At 70.9% G+C, this 16106-nt stretch carries 16 protein-coding genes; 9 read left to right on the top strand and 7 right to left on the bottom strand.

Translation table 11 applies throughout. The annotated features are described in order from the left end of the window. Positions 1-365: 365 nt before the first annotated feature. The 6 genes from ACWDYJ_RS31080 (at position 366) to pstB (ending at position 8033) form a co-directional block, all read left to right on the top strand. Positions 366-2630, top strand: a complete 2265-nt coding sequence (locus ACWDYJ_RS31080; RefSeq protein ID WP_451568930.1) for an RNA degradosome polyphosphate kinase — start codon at positions 366-368, stop codon at positions 2628-2630. Beyond that, a complete protein-coding gene (locus ACWDYJ_RS31075) occupies positions 2611-3594 on the top strand; it encodes a CHAD domain-containing protein (protein ID WP_451568929.1) in 984 nt (327 codons plus the stop codon). Before ACWDYJ_RS31080 ends, ACWDYJ_RS31075 begins: the two co-directional genes overlap by 20 nt. Positions 3595-3923: 329 nt before the next feature. Next, a complete protein-coding gene (gene pstS, locus ACWDYJ_RS31070) occupies positions 3924-5066 on the top strand; it encodes a phosphate ABC transporter substrate-binding protein PstS (RefSeq protein ID WP_451568928.1) in 1143 nt (380 codons plus the stop codon). 122 nt (positions 5067-5188) lie between these two features. Then, positions 5189-6157 carry a phosphate ABC transporter permease subunit PstC gene (gene pstC, locus ACWDYJ_RS31065; protein ID WP_451568927.1) on the top strand — a complete coding sequence of 323 codons (969 nt, stop codon included), beginning with the start codon at positions 5189-5191 and terminating at the stop codon, positions 6155-6157. Further along, entirely contained in the window at positions 6154-7227 is a 1074-nt protein-coding gene (gene pstA / locus ACWDYJ_RS31060; protein ID WP_451568926.1) for a phosphate ABC transporter permease PstA, read from the top strand. Before pstC ends, pstA begins: the two co-directional genes overlap by 4 nt. Before the next feature lie 29 nt (positions 7228-7256). Then, positions 7257-8033: a phosphate ABC transporter ATP-binding protein PstB gene (gene pstB, locus ACWDYJ_RS31055; protein WP_451568925.1), complete on the top strand. Its 777-nt coding sequence runs from the start codon at positions 7257-7259 to the stop codon at positions 8031-8033. Positions 8034-8156: 123 nt separating this feature from the next. Here pstB and ACWDYJ_RS31050 read toward each other — a convergent pair whose 3' ends face one another. After that, positions 8157-9155, bottom strand: a complete 999-nt coding sequence (locus tag ACWDYJ_RS31050) for an anion permease (RefSeq protein ID WP_451568924.1) — start codon at positions 9153-9155, stop codon at positions 8157-8159. A 5-nt stretch (positions 9156-9160) separates the two neighbouring features. Beyond that, positions 9161-9781, bottom strand: a complete 621-nt coding sequence (locus ACWDYJ_RS31045) for a DUF47 domain-containing protein (RefSeq protein WP_451568923.1) — start codon at positions 9779-9781, stop codon at positions 9161-9163. 195 nt (positions 9782-9976) lie between these two features. On the opposite strand from ACWDYJ_RS31045, the gene ACWDYJ_RS31040 reads away from it, so the two are divergent. Next, positions 9977-10309, top strand: a complete 333-nt coding sequence (locus ACWDYJ_RS31040; protein WP_451568922.1) for a metal-sensitive transcriptional regulator — start codon at positions 9977-9979, stop codon at positions 10307-10309. A gap of 137 nt (positions 10310-10446) precedes the next feature. On the opposite strand, the gene ACWDYJ_RS31035 is transcribed toward ACWDYJ_RS31040, so the two are convergent. Both ACWDYJ_RS31035 and ACWDYJ_RS31030 read right to left on the bottom strand, forming a co-directional pair. Continuing rightward, positions 10447-10599 carry a hypothetical protein gene (locus ACWDYJ_RS31035; RefSeq protein ID WP_451568933.1) on the bottom strand — a complete coding sequence of 51 codons (153 nt, stop codon included), beginning with the start codon at positions 10597-10599 and terminating at the stop codon, positions 10447-10449. A 127-nt stretch (positions 10600-10726) separates the two neighbouring features. Beyond that, positions 10727-11581 (bottom strand): hypothetical protein, encoded by an 855-nt coding sequence (locus ACWDYJ_RS31030; RefSeq protein WP_451568921.1) that lies wholly within the window; start codon positions 11579-11581, stop codon positions 10727-10729. 141 nt (positions 11582-11722) lie between these two features. Between ACWDYJ_RS31030 and ACWDYJ_RS31025 the strand changes: the two genes are divergently transcribed. Together ACWDYJ_RS31025 and ACWDYJ_RS31020 are read left to right on the top strand one after the other, a co-directional pair. After that, positions 11723-11941, top strand: coding sequence for a hypothetical protein (locus ACWDYJ_RS31025; RefSeq protein ID WP_451568920.1), 219 nt, complete (start codon positions 11723-11725; stop codon positions 11939-11941). A gap of 93 nt (positions 11942-12034) precedes the next feature. Beyond that, positions 12035-12271: a hypothetical protein gene (locus tag ACWDYJ_RS31020; RefSeq protein ID WP_451568919.1), complete on the top strand. Its 237-nt coding sequence runs from the start codon at positions 12035-12037 to the stop codon at positions 12269-12271. A 116-nt stretch (positions 12272-12387) separates the two neighbouring features. Here ACWDYJ_RS31020 and ACWDYJ_RS31015 read toward each other — a convergent pair whose 3' ends face one another. From ACWDYJ_RS31015 to ACWDYJ_RS31005, 3 genes are all read right to left on the bottom strand, one after another. Continuing rightward, positions 12388-13083, bottom strand: coding sequence for a phosphatase PAP2 family protein (locus tag ACWDYJ_RS31015; RefSeq protein ID WP_451568918.1), 696 nt, complete (start codon positions 13081-13083; stop codon positions 12388-12390). Between the two features lie 203 nt (positions 13084-13286). Then, on the bottom strand, positions 13287-14297 hold the full coding sequence (locus ACWDYJ_RS31010; RefSeq protein ID WP_451568932.1) for a C40 family peptidase: 1011 nt from the start codon (positions 14295-14297) through the stop codon (positions 13287-13289). Between the two features lie 76 nt (positions 14298-14373). Continuing rightward, a complete protein-coding gene (locus tag ACWDYJ_RS31005; RefSeq protein WP_451568917.1) occupies positions 14374-16059 on the bottom strand; it encodes a serine/threonine-protein kinase in 1686 nt (561 codons plus the stop codon). Positions 16060-16106: the final 47 nt, after the last annotated feature.

Genomic DNA, 16106 nt, shown 5'->3' with positions numbered 1-16106 from the left:
GCGGGGGCCCCGGCCAGCTCGCATTCGGCCTCCAGCAGCGGTCCCGCCTCCGGCCTCAGCAGTAGCGCCACATGCGTCCCCCGCAACGGCGCCGCACCGGTACGCCCCCACCCTCACCGGCTACCCCCAGCCCCGCCGGCGCTTGAGGCGCGGGGGCCCGGGGCAGCGCCCCCGCAACGGCGCCGCGCCCGTACGCCCACCCCACCGCCCGGCCAGGGCACCGGCGGACCCGACCCTGGAAGCCATTCGCCATTAACCGGGCATTCAGACACGCTTGCCAGTCTCGCGACATGCGCCCCCGACTCCGACTGACGGCCGACACTTCCGACGCGCCTGTCCTCCCGCGTGCGCGGAAGAATGGAGTCATGAGCCACCAGCCCAGCGCGGGCCCCGCCGAGGTCCCCGCCCAGCATCCGTCTCACACGTCCGGCGGCCCCGACGCCACCCCCCTGCGCATAAAGCACCAGGGCATCGGCTCCATAGCCGCGCACCGCCCCCACATCGACCTGGATCCGGACCTCGACGCCGACCTGGACACGTACGAGGACAAGGACGGCGGCGAGCTGCCGGCCGGCCGTTTCCTCGACCGTGAGCGCAGCTGGCTGGCCTTCAACGAGCGGGTGCTGGAGCTGGCCGAGGATCCGACGACCCCGCTCCTCGAACGCGCGAACTTCCTGGCGATCTTCGCGAGCAACCTCGACGAGTTCTTCATGGTCCGCGTCGCCGGCCTCAAGCGCCGCATCGCGACCGGCGTCGCCACCCGTTCGGCCTCGGGCCTCCAGCCCCGCGAGGTGCTGGACCTGATCTGGACCCGCTCGCGCGAGCTCATGGCCCGCCACGCCGCCTGCTTCCAGCAGGACATCTCCCCGCAGCTCGCCGAGGAGGGCATCCACCTCATCCGGTGGCCCGACCTCACCGAGAAGGAGCAGGCGCGCCTCTTCACGCTGTTCCGCAACCAGATCTTCCCGGTGCTGACCCCGCTGGCCGTGGACCCCGCGCACCCGTTCCCGTACATCTCCGGCCTCTCCCTGAACCTGGCCGTCGTCGTACGCAACCCCGCGAGCGGCCACCGCCACTTCGCCCGGGTCAAGGTCCCGCCGCTCCTGTCCCGCTTCCTGGAGGCCTCCCCGCAGCGCTACGTCCCGCTGGAGGACGTCATCTCCGCGCACCTGGAGGAGCTGTTCCCCGGGATGGAGGTGCTCGCGCACCACATGTTCCGCGTCACCCGCAACGAGGACCTGGAGGTCGAGGAGGACGACGCCGAGAACCTCCTCCAGGCCCTGGAGAAGGAGCTCATGCGGCGCCGCTTCGGCCCGCCCGTCCGCCTGGAGGTCGAGGAGTCCATCGACCCCGGCGTACTGGACCTCCTGGTGCAGGAGCTGAAGGTCAGCGCCGCCGAGGTGTACCCGCTGCCCGGCCCGCTGGACCTGACCGCCCTCTTCGGGATCTCCTCCCTGGACCGGCCGGAACTGAAGTACCCGAAGTTCATCGCCGGCACCCACCGCGACCTCGCCGAGGTGGAGTCCGCGTCCGCGCCGGACATCTTCGCCGCACTGCGCGAGCGGGACGTCCTGCTGCACCACCCCTACGACTCCTTCTCCACCTCCGTGCAGGCCTTCCTGGAACAGGCTGCCGGCGACCCGGACGTGCTGGCGATCAAGCAGACGCTGTACCGCACCTCCGGCGACTCCCCCATCGTGGACGCCCTGATAGACGCCGCCGAATCCGGCAAGCAGGTCCTCGTACTCGTCGAGATCAAGGCCCGCTTCGACGAACAGGCCAACATCAAATGGGCCCGCAAACTGGAGGAGTCCGGCTGCCACGTCGTCTACGGCCTGGTCGGGCTCAAGACCCACTGCAAGCTCTCGCTGGTCGTCCGCCAGGAGGGCGACACCCTGCGCCGCTACTCCCACGTCGGCACCGGCAACTACCACCCCAAGACCGCCCGGCTCTACGAGGACCTCGGCCTGCTCACCGCCGACCCGCAGGTCGGCGCGGACCTCTCCGACCTCTTCAACCGGCTGTCCGGCTACTCGCGGCGCGAGACCTACCGCCGCCTGCTGACCGCACCGAAGTCCCTGCGCGACGGGCTCATCTCGCGCATCGACAAGGAGGCCGACCACCACCGGGCCGGCCGCCCGGCGTACGTCCGGCTGAAGATGAACTCGATCGTCGACGAGGCCCTCATCGACTCCCTCTACCGCGCCGCCCAGGCGGGCGTCCCGGTCGACATCTGGGTCCGCGGCATCTGCGCCATACGCCCCGGGGTCGCCGGGCTGTCGGAGAACATCCGGGTCCGCTCGATCCTCGGCCGCTTCCTGGAGCACTCCCGGGTCTTCGCCTTCGGCAACGGCGGCGAACCCGAGGTGTGGATGGGCAGCGCCGACATGATGCACCGCAACCTCGACCGCCGCATCGAAGCACTGGTCAGGGTCGTCGACCCCGCCCACCGCGCGGCCCTGGACCGGATGCTGGAGACCGGCATGTCCGATGCCACGGCCTCCTGGCACCTGGGCCCGGACGGCGAATGGACCCGGCACAGCACCGACGCCGAGGGCCAGCCGCTACAGCACGTTCAGGAGATGCTCATAGACGCCCGGAGGCGCCGGCGTGGCTCAGCCAAACCATGACCCGACCGCAGGTGACGTGCTCGGCGTCTACCTGCGCTCCCAGGCCACCGCGTTCCTGCGCGCGATGCGCCTCCACGGCGAGAGCGCGCCGAGCGGGGCCGACGCGCTGGAGAGCACCGAGGCGGCGCGCGGGCTACGGGGGGCCGCACGCCGCATCGCCGGCTCCCTGAGCACCTTCCGGGTGGTGACGGAGTCGGCCTGGGCCGACGGGCTGCACACCGAGCTGGTGTGGCTGTCCTCGACGCTGGCCGACGAGCACGCGTACGCCGCCCGGCTGTCGCGGCTGCTGGAGGCCCTGCAACGGCTCTCCGGCTCCCCGGAGGTGCCGTCCCCGCGCGGCTCGGCCGGCGCGCTCACGGTGGGCTCGGCCCGAGCGGGCGCCCTGCTGGAGCGCCAGCTCACCCTGGCCCGCACCCGCGCCCACTCGGCCACCCTCCAGGCGCTCGGCTCGGCGCGCTTCCACGCCGTGGCGGACGCCGTGGCCGTGCTGGCCTCCGAGGTCCCGCTGGACCCGGTCGCGGCGCGGGGACGGGTGGACGACGTGCTGGTCCCGCTCACCGCGGTCACCGGGAGCCGCCTCGCCACCGCCGTATCGGCCCTGCCGGCCACCGGGGGCACCCCGTACGCGGCGCACGACGACAGCGCCTGGCACGAGGTACGCCGCCTGCTGCGGGTCCACCGGTACGCCCGGGAGGCGCTGGGCGAGGACGTGGCCCGGCTGACCGTCGCCGGCGAGGCCCTGGACCGCCACCGCGACGCCTCCGATGCCGCCACCGCCTCGGCGACGGCCGCCCGCACCCCCCGTATAGCCCCGGCCACGGCCTACGCCCTGGGCATCCTCCACGCGGACCAACGCCACGCGGTCGAGGCAGCCCGCCACACCTTCCACGCCCTCTGGCGCCCCCTTCTCGACGCAGCCGCCCTCCCCAGCCCCGCCGCACCCTCCAGCCCCGCCGGCGTTTGAGGCGCGGGGTCCGGGGCGGAGCCCCAGGATCCTCCGGCCCCGCCGGCAGCCGAGGCGCGGGGGACCGGGGGCAGCGCCCCCGGCAACGGCGCCGGACCGGTACGCGCCCCACCGCCCGGCCAGGGCACCCGCACCCGGCCGTACGCCACGGTTCACCCCCCGTTCACCAAGCCCCGTCGACCGCTTCACCTGTTCTGCCTAATTTCGGTAGTGCACGGTGCGAGCCGCTTCGGAAACATGGAATCCGCACCCCGCGACCCCGTAGTCCTCTTCGCACGCCGCCCCGATACAGAAAGCGGCCGGCGGCTCCTCGGAAGGAACACCCGAAAGTGAAGCTTCAGCGCAAGAACCGGCTTCGTGCCTCCGCCCTCGGAGCCCTCGTCGTGTCCGGCGCCCTGGTCCTCACGGCGTGCGGCTCGGACGACAACACGAAGACCGGCGCCGACGGCACCCCGAAGGCCTCCGCCCCGGCCGCGGGCGACATCAAGTGCGACGGCGCCAAGGGCCAGCTGCTCGCCGCCGGCTCGACCGCGCAGAAGAACGCGATGGACCTGTGGGTCAAGGGCTTCCAGGCCGCCTGCCCGGGCGTGGAGATCAACTACCAGGCCATCGGCTCCGGTGGCGGTATCACCAAGTTCAATCAGGGCCAGATCGCCTTCGCCGGCTCCGACTCCGCGCTCAAGGAGAAGGAGATCGCCGACTCGCAGAAGATCTGCGCCGGCGGCCAGGGCATCAACCTCCCGATGGTCGGCGGCCCCGTCGCCATCGGCTACAACCTGAGCGGCGTCGACAACCTGGTCCTCGACGCCCCCACGCTGGCCAAGATCTTCGACTCGAAGATCACCAAGTGGGACGACGAGGCCATCAAGAAGCTGAACCCGGGCGTCACCCTCCCCTCCACCGCCATCCAGGCCTTCCACCGCTCGGACGAGTCCGGCACCACCCAGAACCTCGGCGAGTACCTCAGCAAGGCCGCCCCGGCGGACTGGAAGTACGACCCGAAGGTGAAGTCCTGGCCCGCCCCCGGCGGCCAGGCCGCCAACGGCTCCTCCTCCGTCGCCTCCAACGTCAAGAGCACCGACGGCGCCATCGGCTACTTCGAGCTCTCGTACGCGAAGTCCAGCGGCCTCAAGGCCGTCAGCCTGAACACGGGCGCCTCCGCCCCGGTCCCGGCCACCAGCGAGAACGCCTCCAAGGCAATCGCCGCCGCCAAGGTCAAGGGCACCGGCAAGGACCTCGCCCTGAGCCTCGACTACACCACCAAGGCCGAGGGTGCGTACCCGATCGTCCTCGTGACGTACGAGATCGTCTGCGACAAGGGCAACAAGGCGGAGACCCTGCCCACCCTGAAGGCCTTCTTGAACTACGCGATCAGCGACGCGGGCCAGAGGGTCCTCATCGACGCCAGCTACGCGCCGATCCCGACCGAGATCGCGGCCAAGGTCCGCGAGATCGTTCCGACCCTCTCCTGACCCCCCGCGGCCGGCCCGCAACCGCAGGGCCGGCCGCACCATCCGGTGCACCGCCGCCTGGAGCGCAAGCTCCGCAGACCGGAGAAATCATGGACATAGCTACGCAACCCGCACCCTCGAAAATGCCACCGTCGACACCCCGCGCCTCCGGCGCGCGACGCGGCACGGGCCGTGCCGGTGACCGGATCTTCGTGGGCCTGTCCCGGGGATCCGGCATCACCCTGCTCGTGATCATGGCCCTGATCGCCGCCTTCCTCACGTACCGGACGGTGCTCGCGCTCTCCGAGAACGAGGGGAACTTCCTCACCACCTCCGAGTGGAACCCGGCCGGCAACCCGCCCGTGTTCGGCATCGCCGTGCTCGCGTTCGGCACGATCGTCAGCTCGGTCATCGCGATGGTCATCGCCGTCCCGATCGCCATCGGCATCGCGCTGTTCATCTCGCACTACGCCCCGCGCAAGCTGGCCGGGCCGCTCGGCTACGTCGTCGACCTGCTGGCCGCCGTACCGAGCATCATCTACGGCCTCTGGGGCGCGGTCTTCCTGGTCCCGTACCTGGGCGGCCTGAACAAGTGGCTCGACCAGTTCCTCGGCTGGACGTACATCTTCGAGCGGACCTCCGAAGGCGTGGCCCGCAACCTCTTCACGGTGGGCATCCTGCTGGCCATCATGGTCCTGCCGATCATCACGAACGTCACGCGCGAGGTCTTCCTCCAGTCGCCCAAGGCGCACGAAGAGGCCGCTCTGGCCCTCGGTGCCACGCGCTGGGAGGTCATCCGCATCGCGGTCCTGCCCTTCGGCCGCTCCGGCATCATCAGCGCCTCGATGCTCGGCCTCGGCCGCGCCCTCGGCGAGACGATGGCCGTCGCCGTCGTCCTCTCCCCGAGCTTCGTGATCTCCGGCCACCTGCTGGACCCGGGGGGCGGGACGTTCGCGCAGAACATCGCCGCCAAGTTCAACGAGGCGGACGAATTCGGCCGCGACGCGCTCATCGCCTCCGGCCTCGTCCTCTTCCTCATCACCCTGCTGGTCAACGGCGCCGCCCGCCTCATCATCGCGCGCCGCAAGGAGTACTCGGGGGCCAACGCATGAGCCAGCTCGCACAGGACCGGCGGCCCGCCCCCGCCCTCCCCCCGGCCTCCCTGGCCCACGCCCGGCTGCCGCGCTGGGCACCGGCCGCCATCGCCGTCGCCTCGGTCGCCGCGGCGACGGGCCTCGGTCTGGCAGCGGGCTGGCACAGCAAGGTCCAGTGGGGCATGATCGCCGCGCTGCTCTTCGTGACCGCCAACTACGCGATCACCAGCAAGGTCGAGGGCCGCCGCCAGGCGAAGGACCGCGTCGCCACCAGCGTCGTCTGGGTCTGCTTCGCCCTGGCCATCGTGCCGCTGATGTCGCTGGCCTGGATCACGGTGGAAAAGGGCGTCAAGGTCCTCGACCCGTACTTCCTGACCCACTCGATGGGCGGCCTGCTGGACGTCGAAGCGGGCGGCGGCATCTACCACGCCCTGCTCGGCACCCTGGAGCAGGTCGGCATCGCGACCCTGATCGCCGCGCCGATCGGCATGCTCACCGCGATCTACCTGGTCGAGTACGGCCGCGGCAAGCTCGCCAAGGCGGTCACCTTCTTCGTCGACGTCATGACCGGCATCCCGTCGATCGTCGCGGGTCTCTTCGTCCTCGCCACCTGGAATCTGATGCTGGGCTTCGGGCCCTCCGGATTCGCGGGCGCGATGGCACTGGCGATCCTGATGATGCCCGTCGTCGTCCGCTCCACCGAGGAGATGCTCAAGCTCGTACCGAACGAACTCCGCGAGGCGTCTCTCGCCCTCGGAGTCCCGAAGTGGCGCACTATCCTGAAAGTGGTCATCCCCACCGCCCTCGGCGGGATCACCACCGGCGTGATGCTCGCCGTCGCCCGCATCACGGGTGAGACCGCCCCGGTGCTGCTGCTTGTCTTCGGTACGAAACTGATCAACCCGAACCCCTTCGAAGGCGCCCAGTCGTCGCTCCCGCTCTACGTGTACGAGCAGTACATCGTAGGGACCGACGCCGCGATGGACCGGGCATGGGCCGCGGCCCTCGTCCTGATCGCCTTCGTCATGATCCTCAATCTGGTGGCTCGCGGTATCGCCCGCTGGAAGGCCCCGAAGACCGGTCGCTGACGCGACTAAGGAAAGAAGCAGTGATCCTCATGGCCAAGCGAATCGACGTCAGCGGCCTCTCCGCCTTCTACGGCACCCACAAGGCCATCGACGACATCTCGATGACCGTGGAACCCCGCTCGGTGACCGCCTTCATCGGCCCCTCCGGCTGCGGCAAGTCCACCTTCCTGCGCACCCTGAACCGCATGCACGAGGTCACCCCCGGCGGCCGCGTCGAGGGCAAGGTGCTCCTGGACGACGAGAACCTGTACGCCCCGGGCGTGGACCCGGTCGCGGTCCGCCGTACGGTCGGCATGGTCTTCCAGCGCCCGAACCCCTTCCCCACCATGTCGATCTTCGACAACGTGGCGGCGGGCCTGCGGCTGAACGGCAACTTCAAGAAGTCCGAGCTCGCGGACATCGTCGAGAGGTCCCTGAAGGGCGCCAACCTCTGGAACGAGGTCAAGGACCGCCTGAACAAGCCCGGCTCCGGCCTCTCCGGCGGCCAGCAGCAGCGGCTGTGCATCGCCCGCGCCATCGCGGTCGAGCCCCAGGTCCTGCTGATGGACGAGCCCTGCTCGGCCCTCGACCCGATCTCCACCCTCGCGATCGAGGACCTGATCAGCGAGCTGAAGGAGCGCTTCACGATCGTCATCGTGACGCACAACATGCAGCAGGCGGCCCGCGTCTCGGACCGCACCGCCTTCTTCAACCTCTCGGCGGTCGGCATGCCCGGCAAGCTGATCGAGCTCGACGACACGGACCGGATCTTCTCCAACCCGTCCGTCCAGGCGACCGAGGACTACATCTCGGGCCGCTTCGGCTAAGCCCCCCGGGGCTCACAGAACGTCCTGCGGTGCTGCATGGCGGTGCCACCGCACGGCGAAAGAAAGAAGGGCCGGCTCCCCCTGGGTGGGGGGAGCCGGCCCGCTTTCGTCTCGCTCTCAGCGTCAGACGAACGCCAGGTTCACGATCCAGAAGCTCACGGCGGCGACGAGAGCGGCCGCCGGCATGGTGATGAACCAACCAAGAATAATATTCTTGGCGACACCCCAGCGGACCGCGTTCACCCGCTTGGTCGCACCCACACCCATGATCGCCGAGGTGATCACGTGGGTGGTGGAGATCGGCGCGTGGAAGAGGAACGCCGAGCCGAACATGATCGACGCGCCGGTGGTCTCCGCCGCGAAGCCCTGCGGCGGGTCCAGCTCGATGATCTTGCGGCCGAGCGTACGCATGATGCGCCAGCCGCCCGCGTACGTACCCAGCGACAGCATCACGGCACACGCGACCTTGACCCAGATCGGGATCGCGGCGTCGGCCGACTGCACATCGGCGATGACCAGCGCCATCACGACGATGCCCATCGTCTTCTGCGCGTCCTGGAGACCGTGGCCGAGCGCCATGCCGGCCGCCGACACCGTCTGCGCGATACGGAAGCCGCGCTTGGCCTTGTGCGGGTTGGCCCGGCGGAACATCCACAGGATGACCACCATCACCAGATAGCCGGCCACCAGGCCGACGACCGGCGAGATGAACATCGGGATGACGACCTTGTCGATCACGCCGTCCCAGAGGACCTCGATGCCGCCGGCCAGCGCCGCGCCCACCATGCCGCCGAACAGCGCGTGCGAGGAGGACGAGGGCAGGCCGAAGTACCAGGTGACCAGGTTCCAGACGATCGCGCCGACGAGCGCCGCGAAGAGGATCCACATGCCCCGGTTGCCGTGGGGCGTCTCGATCAGGCCCTTGCTGACCGTCTTGGCGACCCCGCTGCCCAGGAAGGCACCGGCGAGGTTCATGACGGCCGCCATCGCCAGGGCGGCGCGCGGGGTCAGGGCACGCGTCGAGACGGAGGTCGCGATCGCGTTCGCCGAGTCGTGAAAACCATTCGTATACGTAAAGCCGAGCGCGACACCGATGGTCACGACCAGAGCGAAGGTGTCCACCGGGTTCAGGACTCCTTGACCGCGATGGTCTCCACCGTGTTCGCGACATGCTCGAACGCGTCGGCCGCCTCTTCGAGCACGTCGACGATCTGCTTGAGCTTCAGCACCTCGATGGCGTCGTACTTGCCGTTGAAGAGCTGCGCCAGCAACTTGCGGTGGATCTGGTCAGCCTGGTTCTCGAGACGGTTGACCTCGATCCAGTACTCGGTGAGGTTCGTCATCGTCCGCAGGTGCGGCATCGCCTCGGCCGTCAGCTCGGCCGCGCGCGCCAGCACCTCGATCTGCTGTTCGACTCCCTTGGGGAGCTCCTCCACGTTGTAGAGGACGACCAGGTCGACCGCCTCCTCCATGAAGTCCATGATGTCGTCGAGACACGAGGCGAGCTTGTAGATGTCTTCGCGGTCGAACGGCGTGATGAAGGAGGAGTTCAGCTGGTGGAAGATCGCGTGGGTGGCGTCGTCCCCCGCGTGTTCCGCTGCCCGCATCCGCTCCGCGATCTCGGCCCGGGCGGAGGGGTCCGCTCCGAGCAGTTCCATCAGGAGCTTCGAGCCCGTGACGATGTTGTCCGCGGATGCGGCGAACATGTCGTAGAAGCTCGTCTCCCTGGGGGTCAGACGAAATCGCACGTGAGGTCCTCGGGGTGCATTGGATTCGGTCAGGCTGATGCTAGGCGCATCCCCCGGCCACGGCTAACCGGCCGTTCCCCAGTGTCCTCCATCAGGCACAGTGGGCGGCACGGACCCCTGTCCCCGCGGCCGGGGCCAAGTACCATATACCCATGCGGGGTATCCACCCCTCGTTCCGGATCCCCGGGAGGACGCATGACGATCATCGAGGTCGAAGGCTCCGGAGCCGACGCCGGCGCCGCTCCTGTCCACGGCTACCACCACCAGAAGGACGAGCACCTCAAGCGGCTGCGCCGCATCGAGGGGCAGATCCGTGGCCTGCAGCGGCTCGTCGACGAGGACGTGTACTGCATCGACATACTCACCCAGGTCTCGGCGAGCACGAAGGCCCTCCAGTCCTTCGCCCTCCAGCTCCTGGAGGAACACCTGCGCCACTGCGTGGCGGACGCGGCCGTCAAGGGCGGAGACGAGATCAACGCGAAGGTCGAAGAGGCCACCAAGGCCATCGCCCGCCTGCTGCGCACCTGAGTCGACGCCTCAGCCGACGACCCCCAGCCCCGCCCGGGGGCCCCGCCGAGGGGGTCCCCCCGGACGGAGTCCGGGAGAGGTGGCCGGGGGGTTGAGGCGCGGGGTCCGGGGCGGAGCCCCGGGAAACGGCGCCGCGCCTACAGCCCGATGGCCATCAGTACCTCGTCGATCCGGTCCTGGCTCAGCCGCTCGTCGGCAACGGCGGACGCCGCGATGATCAGCTCACCGCACAGCTCGATCTCGGCGAGCGCCACGTGGTCCTGCACCGTCGTACCGCCTGCGGGAGTCACGTGTGTCACCTCTCTCTGGCATCGGCGCCCGGCTTCGCCCGGCTTCTCAGCGTAGGGATCGCCCACCCCGGCGCGCATGACACGGATGGACCATTTCCGGATACCGGGACCCTGGCCCGCACACCGGCTAGTCGGCGATCTTCCCCGCGTAGATGTCCCCGCTCGCGGGCAGTACGACGGTCACCGGCGTCCCGAAGCCGTACAGCAGCGTGGTCGACGAGACATCGATCACGCCATTCTTGACGTAGGTGAAGCGGTGCCTGACCTTCCGCAGGCGCCCTTCCTCGTCCAGGTAGGCGTCGAACGGCACGGTGTCCTTGCTGAACCCTTTCGCCGCCGCCTCCAGCGCACCCCTGATCCCCGCCGACGCGCTGCGCGCGGCCCGCGCGATGTCCGTGGTCCCCCGGTAGTGCCGCACCTTCGCGCCCGACACCTCGGTCTCGCCCACGTACGTCACGTCCTGCGCGCCCCGCAGCAGCTCGGCCGCGGTCAGCGGGTCGGTGGCCCCGCCCGTGACGAGGTTGCCGTCGGCGAGGGTGGTCGTGTCGACCCGGACCCACTTGTCGTCGGGGACGCCCGCGCCCCGGTTCTTCATGTAGAGCGCGCCGGGGACGAGGAGCTCCGTGATGGGCCGGTGCTCGGGCTTGCCCGTCACGTCGGCCGGGAGCATGACGAGCAGCTGGCCCATCCGCTTCTTGAAGTCGACGCCGCCCTCGCCCCGGATGGTGACGCGGGTGCCGCCTGCGGCCATCTCCATGGCCGTACGGGCCCGCGCGCTTCCCGTGGCGACCAGCGCGTCGGCGGCCCCGAGGACCGCCGCGGCCGGGTCGCGCGGCGGCCTGTCGTCGCCGTCGCGAGGCCCGCGGCCGGGGTCGTCCCCGGCGCCGCATCCGCTCAGCACGGCCATGGCCACGGCCAAGCCGATCGCGAGCACCGCCTCACCCGCACGCCCTCGCCGCCGCCTGTGCTGGTGCACCACCATCGCCTGCCAACCCCCAACGCATGACCGCTGTTTGCCCGAGGCCCCCACCCGCTCCGGTTAACGAGGTCCGGGGTTTCCCGTCACGGGGCGCCGGCTTCCCTCGCCTTACCGGGCCAGGCGCGTCCCGGGTACCGTGGAGACGTGGATCCGCACACCAAGGGGACCCTGGTCCCTCCGTTTACCGCTGTGCCGCTCCCGCGTCATCCCGCGGGGCCCGCTCAGCCGTCCACCGGCCACACCACGAGCACCGCCGAACGCGGTTCGTTCTGCCTGGCCGTCTGCAGCTGCGGCTGGAGCGGGCCGGCCCGCCGTTCCCGCGACCTGGCCCGCAGGGACGCCGTACGGCACGCCTCGGGGTAGCCGCCGAGCGCGCCCCGTCCCCCGCGGCCGCGCGTGTCGCCCGTTCGGACGGCCCGGCTGGCAGAGCGCCCCGGGACCGGATGCCCTGGAGTCATGCCAGGAACCGCACCTCGCGTCGCGGCCCTCCTCTGGGCCCTGCTCATCGCGCTCACCCCGGCCGCGGCGGCCTGGGCCCGACCCGTGGGCTCCGCGGACGGACCGGCCGACGTGGCGCTGGCCCTCGGGCTCACCACCGCCGCGGCCGTGGCCACCGGGCTGTGGCTGCGTTCCCGCTACCGCCGTGACGGGGCGGTAGCGGACGGCCGCAGCACCGAGGGCGGCCGGCCGTGACCCCCCGCCAACGCCCGGCGGCGGTACGGCTGTGCTTCGGCGGGGCGGGCCTGTGCCTGCTGGCCGCGTCCCTGCTCGCGGCCTGGAACTCGTACGCCGGCTGACGCCGCGGCGGCCTACGCGGCCAGGTCCTTCTCCGCCGGCTGCCGCGCCAGCTCGACCTGACGGGGCACCACCCGCCCCCTGGCCCGTACGAGCCGCCCCGCGCGCGGGGAGCGCGCCACGGCGCGCACCACCGGGGTCAGCAGCGCCGTCGCGAGCGGCGCGAGGAGCAGCACGACGGCGGTGCCGAGCGCGAGACCGCCGATGACGTCGGTCGGGTAATGCACGCCCAGGTAGACGCGGCACAGGCCCTCGGTGAGCGCGAGGCCGATGCCGACGAGTCCGAGCCGGCGGTTGGCCAGGAACACACCGACGCCGAGCGCCATCGCCAGGGTGGTGTGGTCGCTGACGAAGGAGAATCCCGCACTCCGGCCCGGTCCGCCGACGAGCAGGTCCAGGCCCTCGTGCTGGACGAACGGCCGGGGGCGGGCCACGAATTCACGCAGCGGCATGTTGACGAGCAGCGCGATCGCGGCGGCCAGTGGGGCCCACACCAGAACGGCGAACGATTCGACGGCGGTCGTCTCGTCCTGCCGCCGGGCACCGTGCCAGCACCACAGCACCAACAGGACGAGGGCGAACGGGACTCCGTAGTCGCCGAGGAGGCTCACCCCCCGGTCGAACCGGTCCGGGACGTACCGGGCCAGGCCGTTGATCTCGTACAGCAGGCTGACATCCACATTCGGCCCACCACTTGTGAGTCCAGCCATGCGATGCGGTCCCTTGCCCTTGCCTAGGTTCCCTCAGGGCGCACCGCGGTGCGCGCCCTGCAAACCCCCCGCTGAGTCAACCCCCGTGCTCATGGAACGGCCGCTCCGGCGGGTACGTTCCACTCTCCACCGAATGATCACCCCAACGTTATCGAAGAGTGACTCGTCGTCGCAGCTCAAGGCCTGCGCCTCACGGAGAGTTGCTAGGCGGCGGGCGTGGCCGCCGCGCGCTCCGGAAGAGCCTGCGCGCCGTCCTTGGTCACCCGCGTCGCACCGAAGTAGTCCGGGGTGTCGATCTTGTCGAAGCGGATGACCGCGCCGGTGTACGGAGCGTTGATCATGTAGCCGCCGCCCACGTAGAGCCCGACGTGCCGGATGTCCCGAGAGTTCGTCAGATCGTCGGAGAAGAAGACCAGATCACCGGGGAGCAACTCCTCGCGCGAGGGATGCGATCCGGCGTTGTACTGGTCGTTCGCCACGCGCGGCAGGTCGATCCCCACCGTCTCGTACGCCGCCTTGGTGAGCCCCGAGCAGTCGAACCGCCCGTTCTGATCGGGCGTGCCGTTGCCGCCCCACAGGTACGGCGTCCCGAGCTGCTTCTGCGCGAAGTAGATGGCCCCGGCGGCCTGCTGGGAGGGCGCGACCCGGCCGACCGGCCGCGCGAAGCTCTTCGCCAGGGTGGTGATCGACTTCACGTACCCCTGGGTCTCCTTGTACGGGGGCACCCCGCCGTACTTGATGACCGCGTACGCCCCCGCGTTGTAGGCGGCGAGCATGTTCGCCATGGGGTCCCCCGGCACGCCCGCCACGTCCTTGGCGAGCTGGCAGTCGTACGAAGCCGCCGACGGGATCGCGTCGTTGGGGTCCCAGATGTCCCGGTCCCCGTCACCGTCCCCGTCGATGCCGTGGCCGGCCCAGGTGCCGGGGATGAACTGCGCGATCCCGCGCGCGTCCGCCGGGCTGACCGCGTTCGCGTTCCAGCCGCTCTCCGAGTACAGCTGCGCGGCCAGCATCGCCGGGTTGATCGCCGGGCACAGGTTGCCCCACTTCTCCACCAGTGCCTGGTACTTGCCCGGCACGGCGCCCTTGGCGAGCCCCACCGCCCGGCCCCCGCTGCCCGCGCCGCCGACGAGGCCGGCAGCGGCCGAGTACGTCCCCACCACGAGCAGCATGAGGAAACTCAGGGCCAGCCCGAGCCCGATCCCGCCTGCCATCCAGAATCTGCGCACCCGTCAACCCTCCCCCATCCCCGTCATTTTCATATGCGATATGACCGTGTCGCGGGTCCTACTACCCCACTCGGAAGCCCGAGCACGCGATGCTCCCGTACTTCTTGGGGTCGTCCTCGACGTGGTAGAAGACCACCGTCCAGTCCCCCGGGTCGTTGGCGAGGGGCACGGCGGGCCAGGACTTCCCGGCACCGGCGTGGCCCCTGAAGTCGTCCGGGTAGGTGAGCGTGAGGAACTCCCCCGAATCCCACTTGGAGTAGATGTCGACGGGCTTGCTGGTGAAGCCGATCGTCGGGTTGTCCATCGGGAAGGTCTTGCCGGTGTCCGACTCGATGTCGTGGGGCGACTTGACGGCCACGGAGACGTAGTACGGATCAGGTTTGCTCCGGCCCATCTCGGCGTACTTGACCCGCATCTCAATGGTCGCCGTCCTGGCCGGCAGCCCATTGGTGCTGGAGCTCACGACAGAGGTCTGGAACTCCTTGCCGGGCGACTTCTCCTCGACCGGCTGGTTGCACTGGCCGATGCCCATGGCGGCGCGGGAGGAATCCTCGGACCGCGTCCAGAGATAGTTGGACAGCCCGTCCTCGATGTACTCGGCCGGCGGCTTGGCCGCGCCCTCGGACGCGGTGGAACCTGCGGGCGTCTGCCCGCCCGGAGTCTGCGCACCGGGCGTCCGCACGCCCCTGCCCGCCTCGCCCCCGCCCTTCTCGCCCTCCAGCGGGAGCAGCTTCCAGGCCGCCAACGACAGCGCCGCCACCACCGCCACCCCGGCGACGGCCCACACTCCGCGCCTGCCCCGCCGCCCCGGCCGCCGGGCGCCGGAGAGCCCCGCGTCCTGTGTGGGGACGTACGGGTACCCCGGCCCCTGGGTGCGCATCTCGTGCAGCGGCACCGGTTCCCCGAGCGCGCCCAGCTCCGCGTAGACCAGGTCGTCCACCAGCGCGTCGCGCACCCCGCAGCGCCGGATCACCTCCGCCGGATCCGGCCGCGCGGCCGGGTCCTTCGCCACGCACGCCTCGATCAGCGCCGCCAGCCCCGGCTCCACCCCCGCCACGTCGACCGGCTCGTGCACCGCCCGGTAGCCCACGGTCGCCGCCACGCCGGTGCCGAACGGCGGGCGCCCGGTGGCCGCGTACGCGAGGGTCGCGCCGAGCGCGAAGACGTCGGCCGCCGCCGCCGTCGCGCCGCCGAGCAGCACCTCGGGGGCGGTGTAGCCGGGCGTGCCCGGAGCCTGCCCGTCCTCGGTGAGCACGGTCGCGCCGACCCCGCGCGCGATCCCGAAGTCGATGAGCTGCGGTCCTTGCGCGCCCAGGACGACGTTCTGCGGCTTGAGGTCCCGGTGCGTGACCCCGTACGCGTGCACGCTCGCCAGGCCCTCCGCCAGCGCCGCGCCCAGCCGCCGGCAGGTCTGCGGCGGCAACGCCCCGCGCGCGCCGACCGCGTGCCCGAGCGTGGGGCCGGCGACGTACTCGGTGGCCAGCCAGTACGGGGCCTCCTCCAGCGAGGCGTCGATCAGGTTCGCCGTGTACGCCGAGCGCACGGCCCGCACCGTCCGCGCCTCCCGCCGGAAGCGGGCCAGCGCCTCCGGGTGCCCGGTGATCTCCTCCCGCACCACCTTGACGGCCACCAGCCGCCCGCCGGGCGAGCGCCCGAGGTACACCTGACCCATCCCGCCGGCCCCGAGGCGGGCCAGCAGCGCGTGCGCGCCGATGTACGCGGGATCGGTCTGTGCGAGCGGCTCCATCCGACCGAGCCTGCCATACGTACTGCCGCCCCCGACAAGGGGGTTGG

This window comes from Streptomyces sp. NPDC003042 (assembly GCF_053591315.1).
Note: the sequence above shows the minus strand (reverse complement) of the source record. Positions and strands in the feature narration are given on the sequence as shown.

Coding starts and splice junctions, on each gene's coding strand:
- ACWDYJ_RS31080 (WP_451568930.1), top strand. CDS start 366: ATGAGCCACCAGCCCAGCGCGGGCCCCGCCGAGGTCCCCGCCCAGCAT.
- pstC (WP_451568927.1), top strand. CDS start 5,189: ATGCCACCGTCGACACCCCGCGCCTCCGGCGCGCGACGCGGCACGGGC.
- pstA (WP_451568926.1), top strand. CDS start 6,154: ATGAGCCAGCTCGCACAGGACCGGCGGCCCGCCCCCGCCCTCCCCCCG.
- pstB (WP_451568925.1), top strand. CDS start 7,257: ATGGCCAAGCGAATCGACGTCAGCGGCCTCTCCGCCTTCTACGGCACC.
- ACWDYJ_RS31040 (WP_451568922.1), top strand. CDS start 9,977: ATGACGATCATCGAGGTCGAAGGCTCCGGAGCCGACGCCGGCGCCGCT.
- ACWDYJ_RS31030 (WP_451568921.1), bottom strand. CDS start 11,581: ATGGTGGTGCACCAGCACAGGCGGCGGCGAGGGCGTGCGGGTGAGGCG.
- ACWDYJ_RS31020 (WP_451568919.1), top strand. CDS start 12,035: ATGCCAGGAACCGCACCTCGCGTCGCGGCCCTCCTCTGGGCCCTGCTC.
- ACWDYJ_RS31015 (WP_451568918.1), bottom strand. CDS start 13,083: ATGGCTGGACTCACAAGTGGTGGGCCGAATGTGGATGTCAGCCTGCTG.
- ACWDYJ_RS31010 (WP_451568932.1), bottom strand. CDS start 14,297: ATGGCAGGCGGGATCGGGCTCGGGCTGGCCCTGAGTTTCCTCATGCTG.
- ACWDYJ_RS31005 (WP_451568917.1), bottom strand. CDS start 16,059: ATGGAGCCGCTCGCACAGACCGATCCCGCGTACATCGGCGCGCACGCG.